The organism is Streptomyces sp. NPDC090127 (assembly GCF_044746945.1).
Classification (GTDB): Bacteria; Actinomycetota; Actinomycetes; order Streptomycetales; family Streptomycetaceae; genus Streptomyces.
On the sequence record NZ_JBIVDE010000009.1, the window covers coordinates 75,315 to 100,588 of the forward strand.

At 73.1% G+C, this 25,274-nt stretch carries 22 protein-coding genes and 2 pseudogenes; 13 read left to right on the forward strand and 11 right to left on the reverse strand.

All coding sequences use genetic code 11. The features are described 5' to 3' along the window. Window positions 1-16 precede the first annotated feature (16 nt). Window positions 17-1,882, forward strand: a complete 1,866-nt coding sequence (locus tag ACIPPS_RS28940) for an AMP-dependent synthetase/ligase (RefSeq protein WP_401437937.1) — start codon at window positions 17-19, stop codon at window positions 1,880-1,882. A gap of 38 nt (window positions 1,883-1,920) precedes the next feature. Here ACIPPS_RS28940 and ACIPPS_RS28945 read toward each other — a convergent pair whose 3' ends face one another. Together ACIPPS_RS28945 and ACIPPS_RS28950 are read right to left on the reverse strand one after the other, a co-directional pair. Further along, on the reverse strand, window positions 1,921-2,169 hold the full coding sequence (locus ACIPPS_RS28945; protein WP_401437940.1) for an SCO4226 family nickel-binding protein: 249 nt from the start codon (window positions 2,167-2,169) through the stop codon (window positions 1,921-1,923). A 43-nt stretch (window positions 2,170-2,212) separates the two neighbouring features. After that, window positions 2,213-2,869: a pyridoxal 5'-phosphate synthase gene (locus tag ACIPPS_RS28950; RefSeq protein WP_401437942.1), complete on the reverse strand. Its 657-nt coding sequence runs from the start codon at window positions 2,867-2,869 to the stop codon at window positions 2,213-2,215. Between the two features lie 161 nt (window positions 2,870-3,030). Here ACIPPS_RS28950 and ACIPPS_RS28955 point away from each other — a divergent pair, with 161 nt between their 5' ends. Beyond that, window positions 3,031-3,798, forward strand: coding sequence for a methyltransferase domain-containing protein (locus ACIPPS_RS28955; protein ID WP_401437945.1), 768 nt, complete (start codon window positions 3,031-3,033; stop codon window positions 3,796-3,798). Between the two features lie 71 nt (window positions 3,799-3,869). Here the strand turns inward: ACIPPS_RS28955 and ACIPPS_RS28960 are convergent, their stop codons facing one another. After that, window positions 3,870-5,045: a thiolase C-terminal domain-containing protein gene (locus ACIPPS_RS28960; protein ID WP_401437947.1), complete on the reverse strand. Its 1,176-nt coding sequence runs from the start codon at window positions 5,043-5,045 to the stop codon at window positions 3,870-3,872. A gap of 33 nt (window positions 5,046-5,078) precedes the next feature. Between ACIPPS_RS28960 and ACIPPS_RS28965 the strand changes: the two genes are divergently transcribed. The 3 genes from ACIPPS_RS28965 to ACIPPS_RS28975 all read left to right on the forward strand — a co-directional run bounded on the left by ACIPPS_RS28965 (window position 5,079) and on the right by ACIPPS_RS28975 (window position 7,329). Beyond that, entirely contained in the window at window positions 5,079-5,468 is a 390-nt protein-coding gene (locus ACIPPS_RS28965; protein ID WP_401437949.1) for an iron chaperone, read from the forward strand. 215 nt (window positions 5,469-5,683) lie between these two features. Continuing rightward, on the forward strand, window positions 5,684-6,859 hold the full coding sequence (locus ACIPPS_RS28970) for an acyl-CoA dehydrogenase family protein (RefSeq protein ID WP_401437951.1): 1,176 nt from the start codon (window positions 5,684-5,686) through the stop codon (window positions 6,857-6,859). Next, window positions 6,859-7,329, forward strand: a complete 471-nt coding sequence (locus tag ACIPPS_RS28975; RefSeq protein WP_401437953.1) for a nitroreductase family deazaflavin-dependent oxidoreductase — start codon at window positions 6,859-6,861, stop codon at window positions 7,327-7,329. The genes ACIPPS_RS28970 and ACIPPS_RS28975 overlap by 1 nt, the downstream gene beginning before the upstream one ends. A 238-nt stretch (window positions 7,330-7,567) precedes the next feature. Here the strand turns inward: ACIPPS_RS28975 and ACIPPS_RS28980 are convergent, their stop codons facing one another. Continuing rightward, window positions 7,568-8,215 (reverse strand): TetR family transcriptional regulator, encoded by a 648-nt coding sequence (locus tag ACIPPS_RS28980; RefSeq protein WP_315895377.1) that lies wholly within the window; start codon window positions 8,213-8,215, stop codon window positions 7,568-7,570. Window positions 8,216-8,544: 329 nt separating this feature from the next. On the opposite strand from ACIPPS_RS28980, the gene ACIPPS_RS28985 reads away from it, so the two are divergent. Continuing rightward, the gene (locus tag ACIPPS_RS28985; RefSeq protein WP_401437956.1) at window positions 8,545-9,489 is read left to right on the forward strand and encodes a VOC family protein; all 945 of its coding nucleotides are present in this window, start codon (window positions 8,545-8,547) and stop codon (window positions 9,487-9,489) included. A gap of 103 nt (window positions 9,490-9,592) precedes the next feature. Next, window positions 9,593-11,977, forward strand: a complete 2,385-nt coding sequence (locus ACIPPS_RS28990) for a PQQ-binding-like beta-propeller repeat protein (RefSeq protein ID WP_401437959.1) — start codon at window positions 9,593-9,595, stop codon at window positions 11,975-11,977. A gap of 136 nt (window positions 11,978-12,113) precedes the next feature. Here the strand turns inward: ACIPPS_RS28990 and ACIPPS_RS28995 are convergent, their stop codons facing one another. Then, entirely contained in the window at window positions 12,114-12,878 is a 765-nt protein-coding gene (locus tag ACIPPS_RS28995; protein WP_401437961.1) for a hypothetical protein, read from the reverse strand. A 104-nt stretch (window positions 12,879-12,982) separates the two neighbouring features. Here ACIPPS_RS28995 and ACIPPS_RS29000 point away from each other — a divergent pair, with 104 nt between their 5' ends. Further along, window positions 12,983-13,564 carry a hypothetical protein gene (locus tag ACIPPS_RS29000; RefSeq protein ID WP_401437964.1) on the forward strand — a complete coding sequence of 194 codons (582 nt, stop codon included), beginning with the start codon at window positions 12,983-12,985 and terminating at the stop codon, window positions 13,562-13,564. 216 nt (window positions 13,565-13,780) lie between these two features. Here the strand turns inward: ACIPPS_RS29000 and ACIPPS_RS29005 are convergent, their stop codons facing one another. Genes ACIPPS_RS29005 through ACIPPS_RS29015 form a run of 3 tightly spaced genes read right to left on the reverse strand, consistent with a single transcriptional unit; the run spans window position 13,781 to window position 16,145 of the window. After that, window positions 13,781-14,557, reverse strand: a complete 777-nt coding sequence (locus ACIPPS_RS29005; RefSeq protein ID WP_401437967.1) for an enoyl-CoA hydratase/isomerase family protein — start codon at window positions 14,555-14,557, stop codon at window positions 13,781-13,783. Continuing rightward, complete coding sequence (locus tag ACIPPS_RS29010; RefSeq protein WP_401437969.1) at window positions 14,554-14,979, reverse strand: Zn-ribbon domain-containing OB-fold protein; 426 nt, start codon at window positions 14,977-14,979, stop codon at window positions 14,554-14,556. Before ACIPPS_RS29010 ends, ACIPPS_RS29005 begins: the two co-directional genes overlap by 4 nt. 17 nt (window positions 14,980-14,996) lie before the next feature. Further along, the gene (locus ACIPPS_RS29015) at window positions 14,997-16,145 is read right to left on the reverse strand and encodes a lipid-transfer protein (RefSeq protein ID WP_401437972.1); all 1,149 of its coding nucleotides are present in this window, start codon (window positions 16,143-16,145) and stop codon (window positions 14,997-14,999) included. Between the two features lie 108 nt (window positions 16,146-16,253). Here ACIPPS_RS29015 and ACIPPS_RS29020 point away from each other — a divergent pair, with 108 nt between their 5' ends. Next, window positions 16,254-17,795, forward strand: a complete 1,542-nt coding sequence (locus tag ACIPPS_RS29020; RefSeq protein ID WP_401437975.1) for a FadD3 family acyl-CoA ligase — start codon at window positions 16,254-16,256, stop codon at window positions 17,793-17,795. A 124-nt stretch (window positions 17,796-17,919) separates the two neighbouring features. Further along, entirely contained in the window at window positions 17,920-18,606 is a 687-nt protein-coding gene (locus ACIPPS_RS29025; RefSeq protein WP_401437978.1) for a hypothetical protein, read from the forward strand. A gap of 323 nt (window positions 18,607-18,929) precedes the next feature. Here the strand turns inward: ACIPPS_RS29025 and ACIPPS_RS29030 are convergent, their stop codons facing one another. Together ACIPPS_RS29030 and ACIPPS_RS29035 are read right to left on the reverse strand one after the other, a co-directional pair. Then, window positions 18,930-19,130, reverse strand: coding sequence for a hypothetical protein (locus ACIPPS_RS29030; RefSeq protein ID WP_401437980.1), 201 nt, complete (start codon window positions 19,128-19,130; stop codon window positions 18,930-18,932). Window positions 19,131-19,334: 204 nt separating this feature from the next. After that, window positions 19,335-22,301 (reverse strand): BTAD domain-containing putative transcriptional regulator, encoded by a 2,967-nt coding sequence (locus tag ACIPPS_RS29035; protein WP_401437983.1) that lies wholly within the window; start codon window positions 22,299-22,301, stop codon window positions 19,335-19,337. Between the two features lie 155 nt (window positions 22,302-22,456). On the opposite strand from ACIPPS_RS29035, the gene ACIPPS_RS29040 reads away from it, so the two are divergent. Then, window positions 22,457-23,674 carry an amidohydrolase family protein gene (locus ACIPPS_RS29040; RefSeq protein WP_401437985.1) on the forward strand — a complete coding sequence of 406 codons (1,218 nt, stop codon included), beginning with the start codon at window positions 22,457-22,459 and terminating at the stop codon, window positions 23,672-23,674. A 107-nt stretch (window positions 23,675-23,781) separates the two neighbouring features. Here the strand turns inward: ACIPPS_RS29040 and ACIPPS_RS29045 are convergent. Then, window positions 23,782-23,988, reverse strand: a pseudogene (locus ACIPPS_RS29045) (SAM-dependent methyltransferase); the annotation flags it as partial. Here ACIPPS_RS29045 and ACIPPS_RS29050 point away from each other — a divergent pair. Both ACIPPS_RS29050 and ACIPPS_RS29055 read left to right on the forward strand, forming a co-directional pair. Continuing rightward, window positions 23,984-24,181: pseudogene (locus ACIPPS_RS29050) on the forward strand (hypothetical protein); the annotation flags it as partial. The pseudogenes ACIPPS_RS29045 and ACIPPS_RS29050 sit on opposite strands and share 5 nt — an antisense overlap. Before the next feature lie 162 nt (window positions 24,182-24,343). Further along, the gene (locus tag ACIPPS_RS29055) at window positions 24,344-25,264 is read left to right on the forward strand and encodes an LLM class F420-dependent oxidoreductase (protein ID WP_401437988.1); all 921 of its coding nucleotides are present in this window, start codon (window positions 24,344-24,346) and stop codon (window positions 25,262-25,264) included. Window positions 25,265-25,274: the final 10 nt, after the last annotated feature.

Here is a 25,274-nt window from a genome sequence, read left to right on the forward strand (position 1 = left end):
GACCGAGGAGCCGCACATGTCCGTCACCGAGCCGCAGCCGCGGCTGACCGTCGTCGCCGGAGCGGTACGGGAGGCCTCCGTACCGCCCCTCGTCCCGCCGGTCCGGAGAGGTTCGCTCGCCGACATCCCCTACGACAACGCGCGCGCCGAGCCGGACGCCGTCGCCTTCTCCCGCAAGCGTGCCGACGGCGGCTGGGAGGACGTCACCACCCGCGCCTTCGCCGCCGAAGTCCACGCCGTCGCCAAGGGGTTGATCGCCTCCGGGCTGCGGCCGGGGGACCGGCTGGCGCTGATGGCCCGTACCACCTACGAGTGGACGCTGATCGACTTCGCCGCCTGGGCCGCCGGGCTGATCACCGTTCCCGTCTACCCCACCTCCTCCGCCTTCCAGACGCGGTGGATCCTCCAGGACTCCGGCGCCACCGCCTGCGTCGTCGAGGACCCGGCGCAGGGCAGGCTCGTCTCCACCGAGCGCCGGGGGCTTCCCGGCCTCGCCCACCTCTGGGTCCTCGACGCGGGCGCCGTCGCCCACCTACGCAGCGCGGGGGCGCACGTGCCCGACGAGGCGGTGACCGCCCGCCGCGGCCTGCTCACCCCGGAGACCGTCGCCACCCTCGTGTACACCTCGGGCACCACCGGCCGCCCCAAGGGGTGCGCCCTGACCCACGGCAACTTCTTCGCCGAGGTCGACAACGCCATCGCCTTCCTGCATCCCGTCTTCCGCGAGATCAGCAAGGAGGCCCCGGCGACGCTGCTCTTCCTGCCCCTCGCGCACGTCTTCGGACGGATGGTGGCGATCGGCTGCGTCCGGGCGCGGGTCCGGCTCGGGCACGCGCCGTCCATCGAGAACGACGACCTGCTCGCCGACCTGGCCGGCTTCCGGCCCACCTTCCTGCTGGCCATCCCGTACGTCCTGGAGAAGGTCTACAACTCCGCCCGGGCCACGGCGGAGCGGAGCGGCCGGGCCGCCTCCTTCGACCGCGCGGCCCGGGTCGCCCAGCGGTACGGGCACGAGGACGCGCCCTCGCTCGGGCTGCGCGCGGCCCGAGCGCTCTACGACCCACTGGTCTACCGGCGCATCAGGGACGCCCTCGGCGGCCGCGTCCGGCACGTGATCTGCGGCGGATCACCGCTGGGCGAGCGGCTCTCGGAGTTCTACGCAGGGGCGGGCGTCGACGTCTACGAGGGGTACGGCCTGACGGAGACCTGCGCCGCCTCGACGGTCACCCCGCCCCGGCACCCCCGCACCGGGACGGTGGGACGGCCGCTGCCGGGGACGGCGGTACGGATCGCGGACGACGGCGAGATCTGGCTCAGGGGCGGTCACGTCTTCGCGGGCTACTGGGACTCCCAGCGCGGTGTGGCCCTGCCCTACACCGACGAGGGCTGGTTCCCCACCGGCGACCTGGGCGCGCTGGACGAGGACGGCTATCTGCGGATCACCGGCCGGAAGAAGGACATCCTCATCACCTCGGCCGGCAAGAACGTCACCCCGGCCCCACTGGAGGACTGGCTCCGCGCCCACCCGCTGATCGGCCAGTGCCTGGTCCTCGGCGACAACCGCCCGTACATCGCCGCGCTCCTCACCCTGGACCACGAGGGGCTCGTCCACTGGCGGCGGATGCGGAAGAAGGACCACATCGCGCTCTGGCAGCTCGCCCGGGACGAGGAGCTCCTCGACACCCTCCAGCGCGCCGTCGACGACGCCAACCGGCTGGTCTCCCGGGCGGAGTCGATCCGCGCGTTCCGCGTCCTGACCACGGAGTGGTCCGAGTCGAGCGGCCACCTGACGCCCTCGCTGAAGCTGCGCCGGGCAGCGGTCCTGCGCGACTTCGGCCGCGAGGTGGAGGAGATGTACGGGAGCGGGGAGGGCGCGCCGTAGAGCCCCTCGTCCGCACGCCCCGGCGGACGGCAGTGGACTCACACCATGAGGCTCACTTCGTGGATCTCGTCGGCGGAGTGGCCCGTACGGTCGTGCACGCGCTTCACCGCGTCGGCCGAGGGGCCGTGGGACAGGCAGTAGACCGTGCCGGACTCGGGATCCGCCCACGCCCTCTCGAAGTGGACGCCCTCGTCCTTCTCGATCGCGAGGTCGGCCGCGTGCGCCTCTCTCAGCTGATCGGCGGTGATCCCCACCATGTTGCGGTGGACATCCATGTACGTACCCATGGTTCTCTCACCTCCTCCTCTCATGGTGCGCCCCGACCACCGGTCACGGCCAGAGCAGCTCGCGGGACCAGGCGCCCGTCTCGTCGCGGCGGTAGCGGAGGCGTACGTGCCGCCGCCGGGCGTCGCCCTGGAAGAACTCGACCTCGGCCGGGTCCAGGACGTACAGGGTCCAGCTCTCGGCGTGCGCTCCCGGCTCCGCCTCGGCCCGCTCCCAGGCCGCCTCGCTCACCCGGCGCAGCTCCTCCGCCGACTCCAGCACCTCGCTCTGCCGGCCCACGAGCGCGGAGGCCAGGGCCCCGGTCGTGCGGGCGTGCAGATCGGCGTACGCCTCGTCGCGCGGTGAGGTCGAGACGCCGCCCCTGACCCGTACCTGGCGGCCCTGGGCCGGCCAGTAGAAGCCGAGCGCGGCCTCGGGGTGGGCGGCCAGCTGGCGGCCCTTGGCGCTGGTGGCGTGCGAGGCGAAGTGCCAGCCGCGCGCGTCGGCCCCGTGCAGCATCACGGTCCGTACGTCGGGCCGCCCGTCCTGGTCCACGGTCGCCAGGGACATGGTGTGCGGCTCCACCTGCCCCGCCCCGGCCGCCGCGACGAACCAGTCGTGGAAGAGCGGCAGGGGCGCGGCGGGCGCGGACTCCGGGTCGAAGGACGGCAGGTCGGTGTCCCAGACCCGCAGGGAGCGGAGGGCGCGCTCGAAGTCGTTCATGCGAAGACCCTAGGGGGTCTCTTGTGGATCAAGCCGGGGTGTCCTGTGGATCAAGCCCGGGGCGTCTTGTGGATCATGCCGGGCTCGCGCCGCCTGGCATGATCCACAAGGCGCCCCCCTGGGCCGGGGCGGTCGGTCAGGGCGTCCCGCATGATGGGCCCATGGCATCTTCCTTCGACGATCTGGTCCGTGAGGCCGCCGAGGCGCCCGTCGCCGGGTGGGACTTCTCCTGGCTCGACGGGCGTGCGACGGAGGAGCGTCCGCCCTGGGGGTATCAGCGGATTCTCGGTGAGCGGCTCGTCGGGGCCGCCGCCGCGCTGGACGTGCAGACCGGCGGGGGCGAGGTGCTGGCCGGTGCCCTGCGGGCCGGTGGGAAGCCGCCGCTGGTGGCCGCCACCGAGTCCTGGCCGCCGAACGTCGCCAAGGCCGCCCGGCTGCTGCATCCGCTCGGCGCGGTGGTCGTCGCCGACCCGGACGAGCCGCCGCTGCCGTTCGCGGACGGGGCCTTCGACCTGGTCTCCAGCCGCCATCCGGCGACCGTGTGGTGGAGCGAGATCGCCCGGGTGCTGTCCCCGGGCGGCACCTACCTGGCCCAGCACGTGGGGCACTCCTCGGTCTTCGAGCTCGTCGAGTTCTTCCTGGGTCCGCAGCCCGAGGAGGTCCGGCGGCTGCGTCACCCGGACGACGAGAGCGCGGACGCCCGCGCCGCCGGCCTGGACGTCGTCGACCTGCGCTTCGCGTCGCTGCGGACGGAGTTCTTCGACATCGGCGCGGTCGTGTACTTCCTGCGGAAGGTGATCTGGATGGTCCCGGGCTTCACGGTGGAGGGACACCAGGACCGGCTGCGCGCGCTGCACGAGCGGATCCAGCGCGAGGGCTCGTTCGTCGCCCACTCCACCCGGTTCCTCATCGAGGCCCGTCAGCCGTAGCGGTTGCGGTTGCGGTCGTTGTGGAGTTCGGGGCGCGCTCGACCACGGTGCGGAGGGGATCGGGAGGCGTCTCAGGACCGGCCCAGCACCACCGTTCCCGACGAGCAGAACCATCCCCCCGTGCCCGATGCCACCGCCAGCTCCGGCAGGCTCCCGTCCGCCCGCCGCACCTGAAGCCCCGGCGCCTCCCCGCGCAGCTGCCGCACCGCCTCCACCAGCAGGAACAGTCCCCGCATCCCCGGGTGGCAGGCCGAGAGTCCGCCGCCGTCCGTGTTCACCGGCAACCGGTCCTTCGCCTCGACGAACGGGCCGCCCTCCCCCTTCGCGCAGAAGCCCAGGTCCTCCAGCGTCACCAGCGTCATGTACGTGAAGGCGTCATAGACCTCGGCGAGGTCGATGTCGGCGGGGGTGACACCCGCGCGCTCGAAGGCGAGCCGGCCGCTGACCGCCGCCGGGGAGACCGTGAAGTCCTCCCACTCCGACATCGTGGTGTGCGAGACGTGCTCGCCCGTGCCGAGGACCCAGACCGGGGCCTTCGCCGTGTCCGGTACGTACTCCTCGGCGGCCAGCAGCACCGCGCAGCCGCCGTCGCTGCGGACGCAGCAGTGCAGCTTGGTGAACGGATCGGCGATCATCGGGCCGCCGAGCACCTCGTCCACCGTGATCGGCTCCCGGAACATCGCCTCCGGGTTGAGCGCCGCGTTCGCCCGCGCCTGGACGGCGACCTCGGCGAGCTGTTCCAGGGTCGTCCCGTACTCGTGCATATGGCGGCGGGCGGCCATCGCGTACTTGGCGATCAGGGTGTGTCCGTAGGGGACCTCGAACTGGAGCGGGCCGCGCGCCCCGAAGGAGAGGTTCGAGGTGCGCCGCCCGGCCTTGATGTCGGCGCGAGCGGTCGAGCCGTAGACCAGCAGCACGGCGTTGGCGTGGCCCGCGGCGATGGCGTCGGCCGCGTGCGCGGCCATCACCTCCCAGGTGGCGCCGCCGACGGCGGTCGAGTCCACCCAGCGGGGTCGGAGGCCCAGATACTCGGCCACCTCCACCGGGGCCAGGGTGCCGAGTCCCGCCGAGGCGAGACCGTCGATCACCGAGCGGTCGAGGCCGCTGTCCGCGAGGGCGCGGCGGGCGGCCTGGGCGTGCAGAGTGTAGGGGGTGGCCTCGTCGACCCGGCCGCAGTCGGAGAGGGATATGCCGACGACGGCGACGCGTCGCCCGGCGCGGTCGCGGTTCCGTGGAGTGGTGGGCATGAATCTGACGGTACATCAGATAGGGAGAATCGGATGGCGAGAAGCAGCGCCGAAGACGTCGACGGCTACCTCGCGGAGGTCGTGGAGCCGGACCGCCTGACGGCCCTCGTCCGACTGCGCGAGCTCTGCCGCACCGAACTCCACGGCTTCGAGGAGGTCATGGCCTACGGGATGCCCGCCTACCGGCGACCGGGCGGCGAGCCGGAGATCGCCTTCGCCTCGCAGAAGCAGTACCTCGCCTTCTATCTGATGCGCCCGGACGTCCGGGAGGGCTTCGAGGACCGCCTCGCCGACCAGGACATGGGTAAGGGGTGCCTGCGCTTCCGCCGGCCGGAGCGGGTGGACTTCACCCTCGTACGGGACCTGCTGCGGGCGACGGCGACGGCGCCGGCGCCGTCGCCGTCGCCGGGCGAGACCGGCTGAGCGGGCGGGGTGCCGGGCCGGGGCCGGCCGAGCTGCCGAGCTCGTGGGTTCCGGTCGGTGGGTTTTTCGGTCGGTGGGTTCCGGTCGGTGGGTTTCGGAGGTTCCCGGCTCCGGGCGGGGTCGGTCGAGTCCGTGCGTTCCGGAGGGTCCAGGCTCTGGGTTTCTGCTCCCGTCCGCCCTAGCATGACGGGCCGTCAGATACGGAGGGGAGCTTCATGGACGCCGCCTTCACCGCGGAGCAGGACGAGATCCGCCGCACCCTGCGCGAACTGCTCGCCAAACGCTCCGGGCCCGCCGAGGTCCGTACCGCCGTCGCCACCCCCGAGGGGTACGACACCGACCTGTGGAACCGCATGTCCGGCACCCTCGGACTGCCCGGACTCGCCCTGCCCGAGGAGTACGGAGGCGTCGGCTGCGGCCCCGCCGAACTCGCCCTCGCCTGCGAGGAGACCGGCCGGGCCCTCGCCCCCTCGCCGCTCCTCGCCACCGCCGTCCTCGCCGCCCCCGTGATCCGCGCCCTCGGCACCCCACCGCAGCGCGCCGACCTGCTGCCGCGTATCGCCGACGGCGCCCTGACCTGCGCACTCGTCGTCGCCGGCGGTTCGCTCGCCCATGCCATCGGTCTGACCGGCGACAACCGCTCCTGGATCGCCGGCGGCGGCCGGGCCGGCGGCGTCCAGGCGCGGGCCGAGGGCGGCGGGTGGCGACTGTACGGCGAGGCCACCCAGGTCCTCGACGGGCACAGCGCCGGGCTGCTCCTGGTCGCCGCGCACGCCGGGGGCTTCGCGCGGAGCCGGACCCTGCTGTTCCTCGTACGGGGGGAGGCCGCCGGACTCGTCCGCGTACGACAGTCGACCCTGGACGCCACCCGCGCCCAGGCCTCGGTACAACTACGGGACGTAGAGGCAGAGTTGCTCGGGGAGGAACCGGTCGACGTGCTCGGGGCGCTCGCCGCGACCGGACGGACCGCGGCCGTGGCGCTCGCCGCCGAGGCGCTCGGCGCGGCCCAGGCCGCCCTGGACCGCACCATCGAGCACATCGGCTCACGCGAACAGTTCGGGCGGCCCGTCGGCTCCTTCCAGGCGATCAAGCACCGGGTCGCCGACCTGTACGTCCAGGTGGAGGCGGCCCGCTCGCTGACCTACGGCGCGGCCCGCGAACCCGACGGCGCCGGGGCGGGCCCGCTGGCCCTCGCCGCCGCCCTGGAGGCGCTGCGGACGGTGGCGGGCGAGACGATCCAGCTGCACGGCGGCATCGGCTTCACCTGGGAGCACGAGGCGCACCTGTACTTCAAACGGGCGGCGGCGGACGAGCTGCTCTTCGGCCCCGCGCGGCGGCTGCGCGAGCGGGCCGCCCAGCTGACGGGGCTCTTCGGAGAGGTGGCGGCCTGATGCCCGTCGGCGTACGACTGATGCAGAAGGTGTCGTCCACGAGAGCGTTCGCGAAGGTCGCCCCGCACGTCATCCCGGCGATGGACCGGGCGGTGCACCGGCTGACGCGCGGCAAGGTGCTGCTGAGCGCCCGGATGCTGCCGGGGCTGATCCTGACGGCGAGGGGTGCGAAGTCGGGGCAGTCGCGCGTGACGCCGCTGGCGTGCATGCCCGAGCCGGCCGGGACCTGGGTGCTGATCGGCTCCAACTTCGGGCGGGACGGGCACCCGGCGTGGACCGCGAATCTGCTGAAGTACCCGGACGTGGAGGTGAGTTGGCGCGGTCAGGTGATCCCGGTACGGGCCGAGCTGCTCGCGGGGGAGGAGCGGGCCGCCGCGTGGCGGGCGGCGCTCGGGTTCTGGCCGCCGTACGCGACGTACCAGGCGAGGGTGGAGCGCGAGATCAGGCTCTTCCGGCTGACTCGGCGGTGAGGGGGGCGGGGCGCGTGCGCCGCCCCTTCCCGTCGCCTCCCGTACCGGTACCCGTACCGGTACCCGTACCGGTACCGGTACCCGTACCCGTACCCGTACCCGTACCCTCCCGTCCCGTTTCGCCCCGTCCCGTTTCGTCCCGGACAGGGGAACGCCGACGGCGGTCTCGCGAGGAGCCCGCCGTCGGCGCGACAGGACGGATGTGGCGTGGACGTGGCGTGAGGGGGGGCCGGACGGCCTACTTCGTCGGCTTCTTGCCCGTGATCCCCAGGTGCACCAACAGCGCCAGGTTCGGCTTCAGTTCGGCCTGCTTCACACCCCAGGTCTGGAACCCCTTCTGGTGGCCGGCCACCGAGGCCAGCATCGCCACGAGGGACCCCGCCATCGCCGCGGGGCTGACGTCCTTGTCGACCTTGCCCTTGGCCTGGAGGTCCTTCACGGAGTCCGTGAGGGAGTTGGTGACGGAGTTCAGGATCTTCATACGGATCTTGTAGAACCGCTTGTCGCCCTCGGCGGCGCCGAGGTCCACGACCCGCAGGATCGCGTCGTGGCGCCGCCAGAAGTCCAGGAAGCCCTCGACCAGTTCCTCGGAGGTCTGCCAGCCGGCCTTGCCGACCCAGGAGCGGCCGGAGACCAGCTCGGTCAACGCGGCGCCCTCCTTGGCCATTTCCTCCGCGATCTCGAGGACGGCACCCTCGACGTCGGGGAAGTACTGGTAGAACGTCGCGGGTGAAGTGCCCGCCTTCCGGGCCACGTCGATGACCTTGACGTCCCGGTACGGCGAGGAGCTGAGCATCTCGCTGAGGCAGTCGAGCAGCTTCTGCCGCGTCGCCTGACCGCGTCGTCCGGCCACGCGGCCGTCGACGGTACGTACTTGTCCTGTCATGCCGTCAGCTTACCGAGGGGTGATCGGCGCGCGATTCGGCCGACTGCAAATGGGGTGCGCCCCTCCTGGGGCGGCGGCAGGGCGGCGTCCGGGCGGTGCCAGGGCGCCGCCAGGGGGGCGGCCCCGCGGTCGTCCTGGCGGACGGGCGGAGTCGCCCCGGGGTGGTCCTGGCGGGCCGGCGGGGTCGTCCCACTCCGTAAAGCTTATTAACAGCCTGTGGACAACTTCGGTGGACAACTCGGGGGAGCCCCGGACCGCCGCCTCCCTATATGGCGGTATGTTCGATTATGGGGCGTGCGCGGGCGCATCCCCCGACCTAGCGTGGAGCCATGGCGGCATTCACAGAGGGCACCCCCTGCTGGGTGGAGGCACAGCTCCCCGACCTGGAGGCGGGGAAACGGTTCTACCGCGAGCTCTTCGGCTGGACCTTCGACCCGGACCGCGACGAGGCCCTCAGCGGCGGCAAGCGCGTCGCCGGACTGCTGCCGAAGCGCGACGGCCGGATGCCCACCACCTGGACCGTCTACCTCGCCACCGAGAACGCGGGCACGCTCGCCGCCCGGATCAAGGACGCCGGCGGCCGGATGATCATGGATCCGTACCCCGTGGGCCCCTTCGGCGTCCTCGCGCTCGCCGCCGACCCCGGCGGCGCCGTCTTCGGTCTGCGCCAGTCGGGCGACGACGACGGCTTCGAGAAGACGATGCTTCCCGGCTCCTTCTGCTGGATGGAGGTCTACACGAGGGAACGGGACGCGGTCGACACCTTCTACGCCTCCGTCTTCGGCTACCTCGGCCACCAGGTGGAACCGGGGGAGGAGGGCAGGGAGAGCGACTTCGACTACCGCGTCTGGTCCCCGCCCGGCTCCAGCCCCGGCGGCGACACCTCCTTCGGCGGCCGGGCCGTCCTCACCGACGCCTTCCCGGCCGCGATGCCCGGCCACGTCCTGGTCTACTTCGCGGTCGCCGACTGCGACGCGTCCTGCGCGACGGCCGTCGAACACGGTGGCCGGGTCATGAACCCGCCCTTCGACACCCCGCACGGCCGCATCGCCGTCCTCCACGACAACCAGGGCGCCCGCTTCGCGATCCTGGCAGAACCGAAGGACGCCCCGCCCGCGTCAGACGCCACGTCCGAGACCATGCCCGACGCCACGGCCGGCCCCGCGTCCGACGCCGTACTCGACGCCACGCCCGGTACCGAGCCGGACGCCTCCGTGCCCGAACCCGCCGAACCCCCCGAAAAGCCCTCCGCCGCGCCCGGCGATATCACCTGAGACACCCCGATCCGCCCCCGGGTTCGCAACCGTCGCCTCGGACAGGAAGAATCAGGGCCACGGGGCCGTACCCTCATGGCCCGTACGGGGAGGTGGCAGGCAAGTGGAGCAGCTGACGCAGCACGACCCGAGACGGATCGGGCCCTTCGAGGTGCTGGGCCGGCTCGGTGCAGGTGGCATGGGGCTCGTCTATCTCGCGCGCTCGGCGTCCGGGCGGCGCGTGGCGATCAAGACCGTGCGGACCGAGCTCGCCGAGGACCAGCTGTTCCGTGTCCGCTTCACCCGTGAGGTCGAGGCCGCCCGGGCCGTCTCCGGCTTCTACACGGCCGCCGTCGTCGACGCAGACCCGCGCGCCGCCGTGCCCTGGCTGGCCACCGCCTACGTCCCCGCGCCCTCCCTCGAAGAAATAGTGAACGAGTGCGGGCCGCTGCCGGCCCAGGCCGTCCGCTGGCTGGCCGCCGGCGTCGCGGAGGCCCTGCAGTCCATCCACGGCGCGGGCCTGGTCCACCGCGACCTGAAGCCGTCCAACGTCCTCGTCGTCGAGGACGGCCCCCGCGTGATCGACTTCGGCATCGCGTCCGGGGTCTCCAACACCCGGCTGACCATGACCAACGTCGCCGTCGGCACTCCCGCGTACATGTCCCCCGAGCAGGCCCGCGACTCGCGCAGCGTCACCGGCGCCAGCGACGTCTTCTCGCTCGGCTCCATGCTGGTCTTCGCCGCCACCGGGCACGCCCCCTACCACGGCGCCAACCCCGTCGAGACCGTCTTCATGCTGCTCCGCGAGGGCCCTGACCTGGAGGGTCTGCCGGACGAGCTGCGGCCGCTCATCGACTCCTGCATGCAGATGGACGTCTCGCGCCGCCCCAGCCCCGCCGACCTCCAGGCCCAGCTCGCCCCGCACCTCTTCGGCCCCGGCAGCGACGACAGCGGTACGGCCTCGGCCTGGCTGCCGCGCTCCGCCGTCGAGATGATCGAGCTGCGCCGCGGCGGCCGCCCGCTTCCCCCACCGCCCCCGGTCGCCCCGCCCACGCCCCCGCGCCCGCCCCGGCAGCCCCCGGAGTGGAGCGCCGACGGGCGCCCCGGCGGCCAGGGCGGCGGCGGTCGGCACGCCGCCCCCGCCGAGGTCGGCGGGCCTGTACGGCTGGCCGGCGCCGCCGTCCCGATCGGCCCCGGCCTCCGCGTCGCCGACACCCGCGCCGCGCTCGGCCCGGTCGTCGACGCGGGCACCGCCACCGGCTGGATCCGCCCGCCCGGCGGCGCGAACGCCCCCGAGCCCGGCCCCCTGCCCGGCGCCCGCCCCCTGCCCGTCCCCCCGCCGGCCCCGGAGGCCGCGCCGGAACCCGCGCACTGGCGCCCCTGGCGCTTCCGGATGTCCAACGACGTCTGGGGCACCCCGGTCGTCGCCGGCGACCTGCTCTACGTCACCTCCTTCGAGGTCCACGCGCTGGACGTGGCCAGTGGCCGTCGCCAGTTCAAGACGCGGGACGTCGCCTGGTCGATGGCCGTGGCCCAGGGCCGTATCCACGCCTCCGACGGGCCCACCCTCTACGCCCTCGACGCCACCGACGGCAGCGAGCGCTGGCGGCTCCAGACGGACGCCTGGGTGTACTCCCTCAAGGTCGACCGGGGCACGGTCGTCACCGGCACCCGGGGCGGCGGGGTCCAGGGCTGGGAGGCCTCCAACGGCGCCAAGCTGTGGGAGCTCACCGGCGCCCAGACCGACTTCGAGACCCCGGAGGCGGGACCCGCCGTGCACGGCGACACCGTGTACGTCTGGCGCAACGCCCGGCTCCAGGCCCTGGACGCCCGTACGGGTTCCGAGCGCTGGTCGTACCCCGTCGGCGACGCCGCCTCCTGCGGCAGCGTTCCCGTACGGGTCGCCCCGGCGGAGGACGGTCACGTCTACGTCGCCGCCGGTACGCGGGTGCTGTCCATCGACATCGCGTCCGGGCACGTCCGCTGGCACTTCGAGGCGCCCGCGGTCTTCCTCTCCCCGCCTGCCTTCGCCCCCGGGCCGGCCGTCACCGGCGGCGGGGTCTACCTCGCCGACTACCTCGGCACGGTGTACGCCCTCGACGCGACCACCGGTCAGGACCGCTGGCGGATCGCGACCGAGTCCCGCCAGTCGATCGAACCGGTGCTCGTCGTCGACGGGAACGTCCATGTGGGCAGCGGCAGCGCCCTCTACACGCTCGACGCGGTCACGGGCACGCCGAAGTGGCGGTTCGCGGCGGGCGGCGAGCTGATCGGCGCGCCGGTGGTGGCCGACGGGCGGGTGCACTTCGGCTCCGCCGACCACGTCCTCTACACGCTGGACGCGACCGGCGGCCAGCTGCGCTGGAAGCTGGCGACCGGCGGCGAGATCACCGGCTCCCCGGTGGCGCGGGGCGGGGTCGTGTACGCGTGCAGCAAGGACCGGTGCGTGTACGCGCTGGACGCGGTGAAGGGCACGGCGACCGGACGCGGCTCGGCTCCGAGGGCGTGACGACGCCGAGGGTGTGAGGGTGTCTCCGAGGGCGTGAGGGTGTGAGGGCGCGCCAGGCGTGGGCCTTGGGGGACGGTTCGGGAGTGCGCCTTGGGGTGACCGCGCGGGTGTGCGCCCTCAGCGGTGTCCCTCGCCCCTAGGGGTGTCCCTCGGGGGGTGTTCCTCGGGGGCCTCGGGGGTGTTCCTGGCCCTGGTCCCAGCCCTGACCCTGCCCCTGCCCCTGCCCCTGGTCCCAGCCCTGACCCTGACCCTGCCCTTGATCCCAGCCCTGACCCTGCCCCTGGTCCCAGCCCCCGGCCTGTGTCCGGTCGCGGGCGTGGTCGTGGTCGCCGTCCCACGCCGGGGCGTCCATCGTCCGGGTCTGCTGCTCCCCGGGCTGCCCGGGCGGGTACGGGTACGGATGCTGATGCGGGTCCTCGTCCACGGTCCGATGCGTGGGCTGGGCGGGGTGAGTCGGCTCCGGGTGCAGCGGCACGCTGCGCGCACGCTTGCGGCGGCCCGCCATGACAAGGGCGCCGATGAGGAGCAGGAGCCCGCCACCCAGGGCGTTCGCGACGCCGTCGCCGAGGCCCGTACCGTCGCCGCCGACCGTCAGGCTGCCCTCCGCCTGTCCGACGCGGACCATCCACAGGATGGTGAAGCCGAGCACGACCAGTCCGGCGAACGCCACGAGCAGCCGGGAGCGCAGCACCACGCCGATCAGGGTGACGAGGGCCGCGAAGGCGAACGGAAGCAGGATCGAGCCGATCACCGACGACTGGGCGTCGGTGATGCCGCCGAACAGGTCCCCGATGCGGTAGTCGCTGCCGTGACGGCCGTCGTACCAGGCACGGAAGGGGCTCCAGACGGCGGCCGTCGCTCCGGCGAGGGCGAGGACCGAGCCGATCACGTTACGGACCATCGATCGGCCTCCTTACGGTCCGGCTCTCGCTCCTGACGCTACGCCCGGTGCGAGGGGCCCGCCACGCGACGCTAGGGTGGCGCGGACACGACAGGAGGAGCGGGATGGCAACGGGGACGGCGCGTCGCAGGGGGCTCAGGCTCGCGGCGACGCTCACGGTGGTGGTGCTCGCGCTGACGGGCTTCCAGACGAGCAGCAGCGGCGGCAAGGGCGGCAGCGGGAAGAGCAAGAGCAAGAGCAGCAGTTCGGGCGGCGGCGGTGGCTGCTCCAGCTCCAAGAAGAAGAACAACGACTACGACTACGACGACACCGACGCCCTCGGCGGCTCGGGCGGCGGCGACTCCACGACGTACACCCCCACGCCGACGGTCACCTCGTCGCCGACCTCCACGGTGGACGTGGTCGTCGACGACTGTGTGAAGCCGGCGGAGAAGAAGCGCAAGGGCAGGGCGGCCCGCAAGGCGGACACGACGGCCACGCTGCGGATCACCTCGCGCGAGGCCTTCACGGAGACGTTCAAGGTCGAGGTCGACTTCGCGGGCTCCGGCGGCACGACGGTCGACGAGGCGGAGAAGCTCGTGACGGTCGAGCCCGGCGAGACGAAGACCTTCGAGGTCGCCATGGAGAGCCCGGCGGCCGTCGCGAAGGTGAAGGCCTGCCAGGTCGACCGGGTGACCCAGCAGTAGCAGGGGCGGTAGGCGGTAGGGGGGCGGGGAGGGCAGGCCAGGAGGCACGGCACGACGACCGGCCTCCCAGCGGCGCTACCGGAAGCCCCCCGGGCCGGCTCCCAGCGCCGCCGAAAACCCTCCCCCCGCCGGCTCCCAGCGCCGCCGGAAGCCGCCCCCCGGCCGGCTCCCAGCGCAGCCGGCAGCCGGCCCCCGCCAAGTGGCCCCCCGCCGGCCCTACCGCAGCCGGAAGCCGTCCCCCCGCCGGGTGAACAGTTCGGCCTGCCGTTCCGGTGGCAGGTTCCCGAGCGTCACCAGGTGCGGGGCGTGCGCGAGGGCCTGGGCGCGGGCGGTCTCCTTGGCCGACCAGAGCGCCCGGACCGTGCCCTGTACCGCCTCGGTCGGGTACGACGCGATGACGGCGGCGGCGCGGCGCGCGGCGTCCAGCGCGCCGCCGGGCTCCGTCAGCTCGGAGACGAGCCCCGTCTCGTAGGCCCGGCGGGCCGAGATCCGCTCCGCGCTTCCCATCAGCGCCATCCGCGCGATCTCCCCGAAGGGCATCTTCTGCGCCATGTGGATGGTCTCGAAGGCGCTGACCATGCCGTAGGTGGTGTGCGGGTCGAAGAAGGTGGCGTCCGTGCCTGCGACGAGGAACTCGGCCTCGCCCAGGAGGTAGAAGGCACCGCCGCAGGCCATGCCCTCCACGGCGGCGACGACCGGCTTCCACAGGTCGTTGGCCTTGGGTCCGATGGCGATCAGCGGATCGTCGATCGTGTACGGGGACGAGGGCTGCGGGATGTCCGTGGCGGCCGCGCGGTCGATGCCGGTGCAGAAGGCCCGGGTGCCTGCGCCGGTGACCACGACGGCCCGCACATCGTCCTCGTGCCGGAACGCCCGCCAGGCGTGGGCCAGTTGGCGGGCCATCTCCAGCGTGAGGGCGTTGTGCTTCTCGGCCCGGTCGAGCGTGACGACGGCGACGCCGGTCTCCTTGTCGCGCTCGACGGTGACGGTCATGGGCGCTCCAGGAGCCAGCGGGGCACGGTCACCCCGTCGACCTCGGTGAACGCCACCTTCACGCCCGCCCCGATCCGCAGCCGCGCCGGGTCGACGGAGTCCAGGGCCGCGTCCGGGGCGGCGACGACGTTGCCGACGAGCCGGATGCGGGGCGCCTCGGCGAGTTCGACGATCACCGCGTTGTACGGGGCCTGGGCGGCGTAGTCGGGGAGCAGGGGCGGGTGGGGCAGGACGTAGGACCAGATCCGGCCGCGCCCGGACATCAGCCGCCACTCCGAGGCGAAGGACTGGCAGTGCGGGCAGCAGGGCCGGGGCGGGAAACGGAGTTCGCCGCAGTCGGCGCAGTCCTGGATCCGCAGTTCGCCCCGGGCGGCGTACTCCCAGAAGGGGGCGCCGTCCTCGTCGACGACAGGTGTCAGCATGGCGGTCTCTCAACTCCTCAGGCTCGCAGCAGGATGGCCGATGTGGGGACGCCCTCGCCTGCGGTGACCAGGCAGGTGGTGGCGTCGGGGACCTGGGCGGTGGAGCTGCCCCGGAGCTGCTTCACCCCTTCGTTGATGAGGTTGAAGCCGTGGACGTACGCCTCGCTGAGTCCGCCGCCGCCGGTGTTGATCGGCAGCCGGCCGCCGATCTCCAGGGCGCCGCCCTCGGTGAACGCGGCGCCCTCGCCGCGTTCGCAGAAGCCGTAGCCCTCCAGGGAGAGCGGGATGAGCGGGGTGAACGCGTCGTAGATCTGGGCGACGTCGACGTCCTGGGGGCCGAAGTCGGCCTGCTTCCAGAGGTGTCGGGCGGCGGTCCAGGCGGGGCCGGTGAGCGGGTCGTCGTTCCAGTAGTTGACCATGCCGTGGTGCTGGGCGGGCAGGCCCTGGGCGGTGGCGTGGACGTACACGGGTTTCTGCCGGCAGTCGCGGGCCCGTTCGGAGCTCACGATGACGCACGCCAGCGCGCCGTCGGTCTCCAGGCAGTTGTCGAAGAGGCAGAGGGGTTCGCTGATCCAGCGGGCGGTCATGTACATCTCGCGGGTCAGCGGGCGTTCGTACATGATCGCGGCGGGGTTCTGGTTGGCGCGGTTGCGGCAGGCGAGGGCGACGTTGAAGAGGTGGTCGCGGGTCGCGCCGTACTCGTGCATGTAGCGGCGGGCGAGCATGCCGATCTCGTCGGTGGGACGCAGCAGCCCGAAGGGGCGGGTCCACTGGCCGGGGGTGGGCAGCTGGACGGCCGTGTTCTTCCAGGGGCGCGGGCCGCTGCCGCGCTTGCGGGAGCGCCAGGCGACGCCGACGTTCGCCTGGCCGGTGGCGACGGCGGCGGCGAGGTGGCCGACGGTGGCGCAGGAGCCGCCGCCGCCGTATCCGATCTTGGAGAAGAAGGTGACGTCTCCGGCGCCGATGGCCTTGGCGACCTCGACCTCGTCGGTCTCCTCCATCGTGTACGAGGCGAAGCCGTCGACCTCGGAGGGGGCGATCCCGGCGTCGTCGAGGGCGGCGAGGATCGCCCGGCAGGCGAGGGTCTTCTCCGATTCGGGGAGTTGTTTGGCGAAGGGTGTCTGACCGATCCCGACGATGGCCGTGGCGTCCTTGAGCACGGGCAACCTCCCCGATCGTGAGCGGCAGCCCGAGCCGCTGCGGCTGCTGACAGCGCGTCAGGGTACAGCTAATCTGACGGATAGTCAGCTACGGGTGCGGCGGGAGGGGCGGTAATGCGCGGTGACCTGGAATGGGGTTCCATAGCGGGCCTTGTGCGCGCGGCGGCCGAACGGTACGGGCCGGCGGAGGCGGTCGTCGAGGGCCGTATCCGCGTCTCGTACGCGGAGCTCGGCGAGCGGGTCGAGCGGGCGGCGGCGGCCTGCATGGCGGCGGGGGTGGAACCCGGCGACCGGGTGGCGATCTGGGCCCCGAACACCCTCGACTGGATCGTCTCCGCGCTCGGTGCGGTCACGGCGGGGGCGGTGCTCGTCCCGCTGAACACCCGCTTCAAGGGCACGGAGGCGGCGTACGTCCTCTCCCGGTCGCGGGCGAAGCTGCTCTTCATCACGGGCACCTTCCTCGGCACCTCGTACGTGGCGTCCCTGCGCCGCTCCGAGGTCGAACTCCCGCACCTGGAACGGGTGGTGGTGCTCGGCGAGAGCGCCCCGGACGACTACGTGACCTGGAAGTCCTTCCTGGCGGGCGGTGACGGGGTGAGCGCGGCGGAGGTCCGCGCGCGGGCGGACTCGGTACCGTCCACCGCCCCTTCGGACATCATCTACACCTCGGGGACCACGGGCGCCCCGAAGGGCGCGGTGATCACGCACGCCCAGACCCTGCGCTGCTACGCCGTCTGGTCGGAGCTAGCGGGGCTGCGGGAGGGCGACCGCTATCTGATCGTGAACCCGTTCTTCCACACCTTCGGCTACAAGGCCGGGATCATCGCGTGCCTGATGCGCGGCGCGGTGATGATCCCGCAGCCGGTCTTCAACGTGGACACGGTCCTCGCCAACATCGCGGCGGAACGCGTCTCCGTGCTGCCGGGACCGCCGACCCTGCACCAGTCGCTGCTCGACCATCCCGCGCGCGCGTCGCACGACCTGTCGGCGCTCCGGCTCGTGGTGACGGGCGCGGCGGTGGTGCCGCTGCGGCTGGTGGAACGGCTGCGGGGGGAGCTGGGCGTGGGCACGGTCCTGACGGCGTACGGACTGTCCGAGGCGAGCGGGATCGTGACCATGTGCCGCCGGGGCGATCCGGCGGACGTCGTCGCGACCACGTCGGGGCGTCCGATCCCGGACACCGAGGTCCGCCTCTCGTCGGCGGGCGAGGTCCTGGTGCGCGGCCACCACGTGATGAGCGGCTACTTCGAGGACGAGGAGGAGACGGCCCGCGCGATCGACGCGGCCGGCTGGCTGCACACGGGCGACGTCGGGGTCCTGGACGAGGCGGGCAACCTGCGGATCACGGACCGCATCAAGGACATGTTCATCGTGGGCGGCTTCAACGCCTATCCGGCGGAGATCGAGCAACTCCTCGGCCTGCACCCGGACATCGCGGACGTGGCGGTGATCGGCGTCCCGGACGCGCGGCTCGGCGAGGTCGGCAAGGCCTTCGCGGTCCGCCGCCGGGGGGCGACGGTGACGGCGGACGACCTGATCGCGTGGGCGCGGCGGGAGATGGCGAACTACAAGGTGCCGAGGGCGGTGGAGTTCGTGGGGGAGCTGCCGCGGAACGCGAGCGGGAAGGTGGTGAAGGGGGTGCTGCGGAGCCGGTAGGGCGGTCGCAACCGGCAGGGCGCGCACAGACGTCGTACGAGTGAGCACCAGCACGGCGCGAGAACACCGCACAGCACCGCACCCCCTGCCGCCCGTAGCGCGGCCTCACTCCTTGGAGCAGCCGGTGTCGTCCCCAGAGATCCCCATGTCGCTCACCCCGCAGCAGGCCGCGCAGGGCGTGGTCCTGACCATCCAGACGCCGACCGGCCCCACCCACGTCACCGTCCCGCCCTGTCGGCACGGCGACCTCGTCCCGGTCCGGATCGGCGGCGGCACGGTCCTCCTGCGGATCGCCGTCGCGGGCCCCGGCCAGGCCTCGCCGCCCCGCAGGTCGGGGTTCCTGGGCTGTCTGGTGCCGCTGGTCATCGCGGGTGTGGTCGCGTTCTTCATCGTCTCCGGCAACGACGACAGCGGCGACAACGCGGGCGGCAGCTCGCCGCTGCCCTCGCCGACGGCCTCGTACGAGAACTCCCTCGACGATCCCACCACCCCGGCGCCGCCGGCGACCCCGACGGCCGCCCCGACGACCGAGGAGCCGCCGGACCCGTACACGAAGGGCACCTGCCTCAACGGCCGGCTCCCGGACTCGACGACCGCGCAGAGCGTCAGCGGCGTCGCCGAGGTTCCGTGCTCGGCGTCGGACGCGCACTACCGCGTGATCCAGACGTTTCCGCTCACCTCGGACCTGGACCGCTGCAACAGCAACCCGAAGACGCAGTACGCCTTCTCCCACCGCTACACGATCAACGGCGCGACGATCAACGAGTACGTCTACTGCCTGATCGGCCTCGGTTCGTACGCGCGGGGATAGCCAAGGGCCGCGAGTCGAACAGGGACCCGTGCTCGCGCTCCGCGGCCCGGCACATGCGTCGACCCGTGCTCGCGCTCCGCGGCCCGGGACATGCCGCAGGGGCCGGGCGTGTGCCCGGCCCCTGCGGACCTGCGTGTCCGGGTGCGGTGCGCGTGGCGCTCTGTCCGTCGGGTCCCCCCGGGCCCTGCGGATGTCCCCCGAGCGCGTGCGCTGTTCGCTTCCGGACGGTCACGGTCGTGGCGGTTCCCCCGTCGGTACCGCCGCGACCGCCCCCGGTGTGAGCCGGCCCCGTCCCCCGTTCCCCCGTGGGCCGGCTCGGCGTGCTACGTGAGCGGCTCGCCCGTCGCGTGGGAGTCCAGCGGCTTGATGGGCGTACCCGTGGCGTGCGAGTCCATCGTCGTGACGTCCTCGCCGGTGGCGTGGGAGTCGAGCGGCTTGATGGGCGCGCCCGTGGCGTGCGAGTCCATGGTGGTGATGTCCTCGCCGGTCGCGTGCGAGTCCGTGGGCTTGATCTTGTCGGCCATGGAGCCAGCTCCTGTAGTCGATTGGGCAGGGTGGGACTGAGGGCGTCCGCCCGGCAACTCCCCCGAGGACCGCCGGGCGGACGTCCAGGGCCGATCACCTTAACGGTGGGGCCTCGTGCCGAACCGCCTGCCCCCCGACGCGACGCTTCGACAACCCCGAGAGTGCCGTGCGGCGATAAACGATTGATGAACGCCCCGTCCGGGTCAGGCAACCGCGGCCGGACGCAGCAGCAGGCGGACGCCGTCGGCCTCCGGCGAACCCAGGCCCTCGAACACCGTGAGCGCCTCGCCCCAGCACACCCGGGCCCGGTCGGTCTGGCCCAGCGCCGTGAGTCCGCGGCCGAGGACGGTCAGCACGTTGGCCCTGCGCCACTCGCCACCGATGCCGTGCAGCACGGACAGCGCCTGCTCGGCGTGGGCGGCCGCCGCCGCGTACCGGCCGTCGGCCAGGTGCACCTCGGCGAGCCGGAACAGCGTCATGCCGTGCCACAGCTGCTGCCGGCTCTCCTGGAAGACGCTCAGCGCCTCCGTGAGGACGGCACGGGCCTGGAGGGTCTGGCCGGACGCCGTGAGCGCAAGACCGAGGGCGTACTTGCCGTTGGCGAGCCGCAGCGCGAGCCCGGTGTCCGCCTCCTGGTAGAGGACGATGCCCTGCGTCGCGAGTTCGACCGCGCTCGCGACGCGCCCGGTGGCCAGGTGGACCCGCGACAGGTTGCACAGCGCGCTCGCCTCGCCGGGCCTGTTCGCGTCGAGGCGGAACGCGCCCCGCGCCTCGGAGAGATGGGCCTCCGCGTCGGCGTGCCGGTTCTCGTAAAGGGCGAGGATGCCGCGCTCGTTCGGCGCGTTCCCGCAGGTCCACGGGTCGCCGGAGGTGCGGCCGAGGTCCACCGCGCGGCGGGCCTCCTCGTCGGCCTCGTCGAACCGGCCGGCCGTGCTGTACGCCTGGGTGAGCGTGGTGCGTGCCCGCCCCTCGGAGCGGGCGTCCCCGAGCGCGCGGGCCGCGTTGCGGGCGGCCACCGCCGCCCGCTCGTAGCGCCGGGCGTTGACGCCCGACTCCGCCAGGTCCTTCGTCGCCATCAGGAGGTCGACGGCCCGGCGCAGGGAGCCGTGGGTCAGGGACTGCTGGGCGCACGCCAGGACGCAGTCGGCCTCGGCGTGCAGCCAGTCGAGGGCCTCGGCGTGGTCCGCGAACTCCAGCCCCGCGTGCTCGGTGGCCTCCAGGTGCGCGACGGTCCGGTCGCCCGGTCGCTCGATCGCGTAGACGCGGGCGGCCGTCGACAGGTAGAAGTCGAGCAGGCGCGACAGCGCGCGCTCCCGTTCCACCGGCGGCTGTTCGTCGCGCTCGGCGCACGCACGCGCGTAGAGGCGGACCAGGTCGTGGTAGCGGTAGCGGCCGGGGGCGGCGGACTCCAGGAGCGAGGTGTCGACCAGGGCCTCCAGGAGGTCCTCCGCGGCGTGGGGCGCGAGGTCGAGGATCGCGGCGGCGGCGGCCAGTGAGATGTCCGGGCCGTCGGCGAGGCCGAGCAGCCGGAAGGCGCGGGCCTGGGCCGGCTCCAGCTGGCCGTAGCCGAGTTCGAAGGTCGCCTTCACCGCGAGGTCGCCCGCCTGGAGCTCGTCGAGCCGGCGTCGCTCGTCGGCGAGCTTCGCGGCGAGCACGGCCACCGTCCAGGTGCGGCGGGCGGCCAGGCGGGAGGCGGCGATACGGATCGCCAGCGGCAGGAAGCCGCAGGCCGCCACCACGTCGAGGGCCGCCTCGCGCTCCGACGAGACGCGCTCGGCGCCGACGATCCGGGTGAAGAGCTGGAGCGCCTCCTCCGGCGACATCACGTCGAGGTCCACCAGGTGCGCGCCCGCCAGGTCCACCATCCGGATCCGGCTGGTCACAAGCGCCGCGCAGCCCGCCGTGCCCGGCAGCAGCGGGCGGATCTGGGCCGCGTCCCGCGCGTTGTCCAGGAGGACCAGGATCCGTCGGCCGTCCAGGGTCGAGCGGTAGAGCGCCGCGCGCTCCTCCAGCGTGTCCGGGATCGAGGAGTCGGGCGTGCCGAGGGCCCGCAGGAAGGCGCCCAGGACCGTCTCGGGCGCCGCCCAGTGGGAGCCCGCGCCCTGGAGGTCCACGTAGAGCTGGCCGTCGGGAAAGTGCGGGCGGGCCTCGTGCGCGACGTGCACGGCGAGCGTGGTCTTGCCGACACCGCCGATGCCGGCGAGCGCGGAGACGGCCATCACGGAGCCCTCGGCGGTGGCGAGCCGGTTGCCAAGCTCCCGTACGAAGGCGGCGCGGCCGGTGAAGTCGGGGACCGTCGCGGGGAGTTGTGCGGGCCGGGCGACGGTGGGTGTCGGCGCGGACTCCTCGACCGGGCGGGCCAGTTCGGTGTCCGCCCGCAGGATGCGCTGCTGGAGGCGGGAGAGCTCCGGGTTCGGGTCGACGCCCAGCTCGTCGGCGAGGAGCCGGCGGGTGTCGGCGTACACGGCGAGCGCCTCGGCCTGCCGGCCGCTGCGGTAGAGGGCCAGCATCAGCAGCTCGCGCAGGCGCTCCCGCAGCGGGTGCGCGGCCGTCAGCGCGGTCAGCTCGGAGACCGCCTCCGCGTGCGCGCCGGCCTCCAGGTCCATGTCGAGCCGGGTCTCCAGGAGTTGCAGCCGCCACTCCTCCAGGCGGGTGCGCTGTGTCTCGGCGTACGGCCCCGGTACGGAGGCCAGCGCCTCGCCCTCCCACAGCCCGAGGGCCTTGTTGAGCCGTGAGCGGGCGGCGGCGCGGTCGCCCGCGCCACGCTGCTTGTCGGCCTCGGCGGCGAGGTCCTGGACGACGTTCAGGTCGAGGGCGCCGGAGCGGGCGGTACGGATGGCGTAGCCGCCGGACTCGCTGACCAGGACCCCCGCGCCGAGGGTCTTGCGCAGCCGCGAGGCGTACGTCCGTACGGCGGCGAGGGCCTGCGAGGGGGGTTCGTCGCCCCAGATGGCGTCGATCAGCTCGGCGGCCGTGGCCGTGCGCCCGTCGCGCAGCAGCAGGGCGGCGAGCAGGGCCCGCTGTTGGGGGGAGCCGGAGGGGAGGGCGGCGCCGTCGCGCCAGGCGCGCACCGGGCCGAGCACGCCGAAGCGCAGGTCGTGACCGACGTCGTCGGCACCTGTCGACGGAGCCCGCTGCTCCGGAACCCGCGGGCCGTTCGCACGGTCCATAGCTCCCCCTGCCCACCGCTGGTTTCGCCCAAGACAGTCTGCCTTGTCCGGAGGGGGCGCGTCAGCATCGGGTCGGCGTCTGCACAAGTCCTGCCCCATGATTCGGCCCGACCAGACAGCTGACGGGTCGTCAGATGAGCGCTACCGTGAAACGCATGGAGACCTTCCCGAAGATCATCTCGGTGGACGACCACACCGTGGAGCCGCCTCACGTCTGGCGGGACCGGCTCCCGTCCAGGTACCGCGACACCGGGCCCCGGATCGTCCGCGCGCCGCTGAAGGAAATGACCTTCCTCGGAGGCAAGTTCGCTCCGGTCATGGGCGCCAAGGGGGACGACGGCCCGATCGGTGACTGGTGGGTGTACGAGGACCTGCACCGGCCGCTCACCCGCCTCGACACCGCCGTCGGCTACGACCGGGACGAGATCAAGCTCGAAGTCATCACCTACGAGCAGATGCGCCCCGGCTCGTACTCCGTGCCCGACCGGCTCGCGGACATGGACGTCAACCACGTGCAGTCCGCCCTCTGCTTCCCCACCTTCCCCCGCTTCTGCGGGCAGACCTTCACCGAGGCGAGCGACCGCGAGCTCGGGCTCCTCGGGATCCGGGCCTACAACGACTGGATGGTGGAGGAGTGGTGCGGCCCGGAGGCGCGCGGCCGCCTCATCCCGCTCACCCTCATCCCCCTCTGGGACGCCGACCTCGCCGCCGAGGAGGTCAGGAGGAACGCCGCCCGGGGCGTGCGGGCCGTCGCCTTCTCGGAGATACCGCCCCACCTGGGCCTCCCGTCGGTCCACACGGACTACTGGGACCCGTTCCTGCGCGCCTGCGACGAGACGGGCACGGTCGTCGCCATGCACATCGGCTCCTCCAGCCGGATGCCGTCGACCTCGGCCGACGCGCCGCCCGCCGTCGGCTCCACCATCACCTTCGCCAACTGCTGCTTCTCGATGGTCGACTGGCTGATGAGCGGCAAGTTCGAGCGCTTCCCCCACCTGCGGATCATGTACGCGGAGGGCCAGATCGGCTGGATCCCGTACATCCTCGAACGCGCCGACGTCGTCTGGGAGGAGAACCGCGGCTGGGGCGGCGTCGCCGACAAGGTGCTGCGCCCGCCGTCGGAGCTCTTCGCCGAGCACGTGTACGGCTGCTTCTTCGACGACGCCTTCGGCCTGAAGAACCTCGACGCGATCGGGGTCGGCAACGTCCTCTACGAGACGGACTACCCGCACTCCGACTCCACCTGGCCCAACTCCCGCGAGGTGGGCGAGGACCAGATGGGCCACCTCGCCCCGGCCGTCGTGGACCGGATCGTACGCGGCAACGCGATCGACCTCCTGGGACTGACACCGGAGGGGCTCTGGGCGCCCTAGGGGAGCCTCCCGGGACGGGCGAGGCCGCGACGTGGATGGTCGTGGCCTCACGAGAGCCCCCTGACCGGAGCGTCCACCCCGGGCCGTCATGAGTCGGCCTCGGCGGTTCAGGGCCGCACGGCTCGCGCGAGAAGCGTGCCGATGTGGCCCGGAACAGGGGCGCCGATCTCGCGGACCTCGACGTCGGTGAAACCGGCGGCGCCGAGGAGGCCGGCCCAGACGTCCACGGGGTAGCTGTAGCGGTAGGTGAACATCGCGGGCCCCGCGAAGCCGCCCTTGTACATCCCCTGAGGGCCGTACGCGCCGGGGATCGCTGTGAGCCGAGGTCACGCCACGCGGCTCACCCGCGAGCAGAAGGGGCGTTTCGTGGCGATCTGCTGGACCGCCCAGATGTTCCAGCACTTCGAGGACCCGAAGCCCGGATACGTCGCTGACTGGGCCGGCCTCCCGGACTGGCGGCAGCAGACGGATGCGGATGTCTTCGAGGCGATCGGGCGGAGCGTCTAGCCCGCGTATGTGACCCGAAGCCGCGGCCCTTCTGGGTCGCGGCTTCGGTCGTTCCTGTGTCTGGTCGCTGCACGGCCCTTGTCTGATGGGTCGTCAGGTACAAGCATGAGAATCCTCAGTCGATGTGACGAGCCGTCAGTTACAGCCTCAGGGGGTCCCACCATGGTGGTCTACGGGATGCAGCTCCCCGTCCAGTCGCAGAGCACCCTCTACGCCGAGCCCTGGGAGGCCTCGGCCGGGCCCGGGGATCTGGTGGAGGTCGCCCGGGTCGCCGATCGGGTCGGGTTCGACTACGTCGCGAGCTGCGACCACGTCGCCATTCCGCGTCGGCTCGCCGGGCCCATGAGTACCGTCTGGTACGACCCGGTCGCCACCCTCTCCTTCCTGGCCGCCGCGACCGAGCGGGTGCGGCTGCTCTCGCACGTCGCCGTCGTCGGTCTGCGCCACCCGCTGGTCTCCGCCAAGGCGTACGCGACCCTCGACCATCTCTCCGGCGGCCGCCTGGTCCTCGGGGTCGGGGCCGGGCACGTCCAGGAGGAGTTCGAGGCGGTCGGGGCCGACTTCGTCCGCCGGGGGGCGGTCCTCGACGAGACGATCGACGCGCTGCGTGCGGCCCTCGGGCCGGAGGAGTACCCGGAGCACGCGGGTGAGCTGTTCGCCTTCAAGGACCTCGGGCAGCTGCCCCGGCCCGCCCAGGCGCGGGTGCCGGTCTGGATCGGCGGCTCCTCGCCCGCCGCCGTGCGCCGGGCCGCGCTCAAGGGTGACGGCTGGCTGCCGCAGGGCGACCCCAGGGACAAGCTCGCCGCGCAGATCGCGCGACTGACGGAGCTGCGGGCCGAGGCCGGGGTCGCCGAGCCGATCACCGTCGGGGCGATCACCGAGGCGCTGTACGTCGGCGAGGCCGGCTGGGACGTCGGCCGGCGCACGCTGACCGGCAAGCCGGAGGCCCTCGCCGAGTCCCTGAACGCGTACGGGGCGATGGGCGTGCACCAGATCCAGGTCCGGTTCCGGTCCCGGAGCCGTGGCGAACTCACCGATCAGATGGCGGCGTTCGCCGCCGAGGTCGCCCCCCACCTGAGCTGAGGAGTTGGAA

Excerpts from the sequence above, each read along its gene's own strand:
- ACIPPS_RS28940 (WP_401437937.1), top strand. The coding sequence starts at position 17 with ATGTCCGTCACCGAGCCGCAGCCGCGGCTGACCGTCGTCGCCGGAGCG.
- ACIPPS_RS28945 (WP_401437940.1), bottom strand. The coding sequence starts at position 2,169 with ATGGGTACGTACATGGATGTCCACCGCAACATGGTGGGGATCACCGCC.
- ACIPPS_RS28950 (WP_401437942.1), bottom strand. The coding sequence starts at position 2,869 with ATGAACGACTTCGAGCGCGCCCTCCGCTCCCTGCGGGTCTGGGACACC.
- ACIPPS_RS28955 (WP_401437945.1), top strand. The coding sequence starts at position 3,031 with ATGGCATCTTCCTTCGACGATCTGGTCCGTGAGGCCGCCGAGGCGCCC.
- ACIPPS_RS28960 (WP_401437947.1), bottom strand. The coding sequence starts at position 5,045 with ATGCCCACCACTCCACGGAACCGCGACCGCGCCGGGCGACGCGTCGCC.
- ACIPPS_RS28965 (WP_401437949.1), top strand. The coding sequence starts at position 5,079 with ATGGCGAGAAGCAGCGCCGAAGACGTCGACGGCTACCTCGCGGAGGTC.
- ACIPPS_RS28970 (WP_401437951.1), top strand. The coding sequence starts at position 5,684 with ATGGACGCCGCCTTCACCGCGGAGCAGGACGAGATCCGCCGCACCCTG.
- ACIPPS_RS28975 (WP_401437953.1), top strand. The coding sequence starts at position 6,859 with ATGCCCGTCGGCGTACGACTGATGCAGAAGGTGTCGTCCACGAGAGCG.
- ACIPPS_RS28980 (WP_315895377.1), bottom strand. The coding sequence starts at position 8,215 with ATGACAGGACAAGTACGTACCGTCGACGGCCGCGTGGCCGGACGACGC.
- ACIPPS_RS28985 (WP_401437956.1), top strand. The coding sequence starts at position 8,545 with ATGGCGGCATTCACAGAGGGCACCCCCTGCTGGGTGGAGGCACAGCTC.
- ACIPPS_RS28995 (WP_401437961.1), bottom strand. The coding sequence starts at position 12,878 with ATGGTCCGTAACGTGATCGGCTCGGTCCTCGCCCTCGCCGGAGCGACG.
- ACIPPS_RS29000 (WP_401437964.1), top strand. The coding sequence starts at position 12,983 with ATGGCAACGGGGACGGCGCGTCGCAGGGGGCTCAGGCTCGCGGCGACG.
- ACIPPS_RS29005 (WP_401437967.1), bottom strand. The coding sequence starts at position 14,557 with ATGACCGTCACCGTCGAGCGCGACAAGGAGACCGGCGTCGCCGTCGTC.
- ACIPPS_RS29010 (WP_401437969.1), bottom strand. The coding sequence starts at position 14,979 with ATGCTGACACCTGTCGTCGACGAGGACGGCGCCCCCTTCTGGGAGTAC.
- ACIPPS_RS29020 (WP_401437975.1), top strand. The coding sequence starts at position 16,254 with ATGCGCGGTGACCTGGAATGGGGTTCCATAGCGGGCCTTGTGCGCGCG.
- ACIPPS_RS29030 (WP_401437980.1), bottom strand. The coding sequence starts at position 19,130 with ATGGCCGACAAGATCAAGCCCACGGACTCGCACGCGACCGGCGAGGAC.
- ACIPPS_RS29035 (WP_401437983.1), bottom strand. The coding sequence starts at position 22,301 with ATGGACCGTGCGAACGGCCCGCGGGTTCCGGAGCAGCGGGCTCCGTCG.
- ACIPPS_RS29040 (WP_401437985.1), top strand. The coding sequence starts at position 22,457 with ATGGAGACCTTCCCGAAGATCATCTCGGTGGACGACCACACCGTGGAG.
- ACIPPS_RS29055 (WP_401437988.1), top strand. The coding sequence starts at position 24,344 with ATGGTGGTCTACGGGATGCAGCTCCCCGTCCAGTCGCAGAGCACCCTC.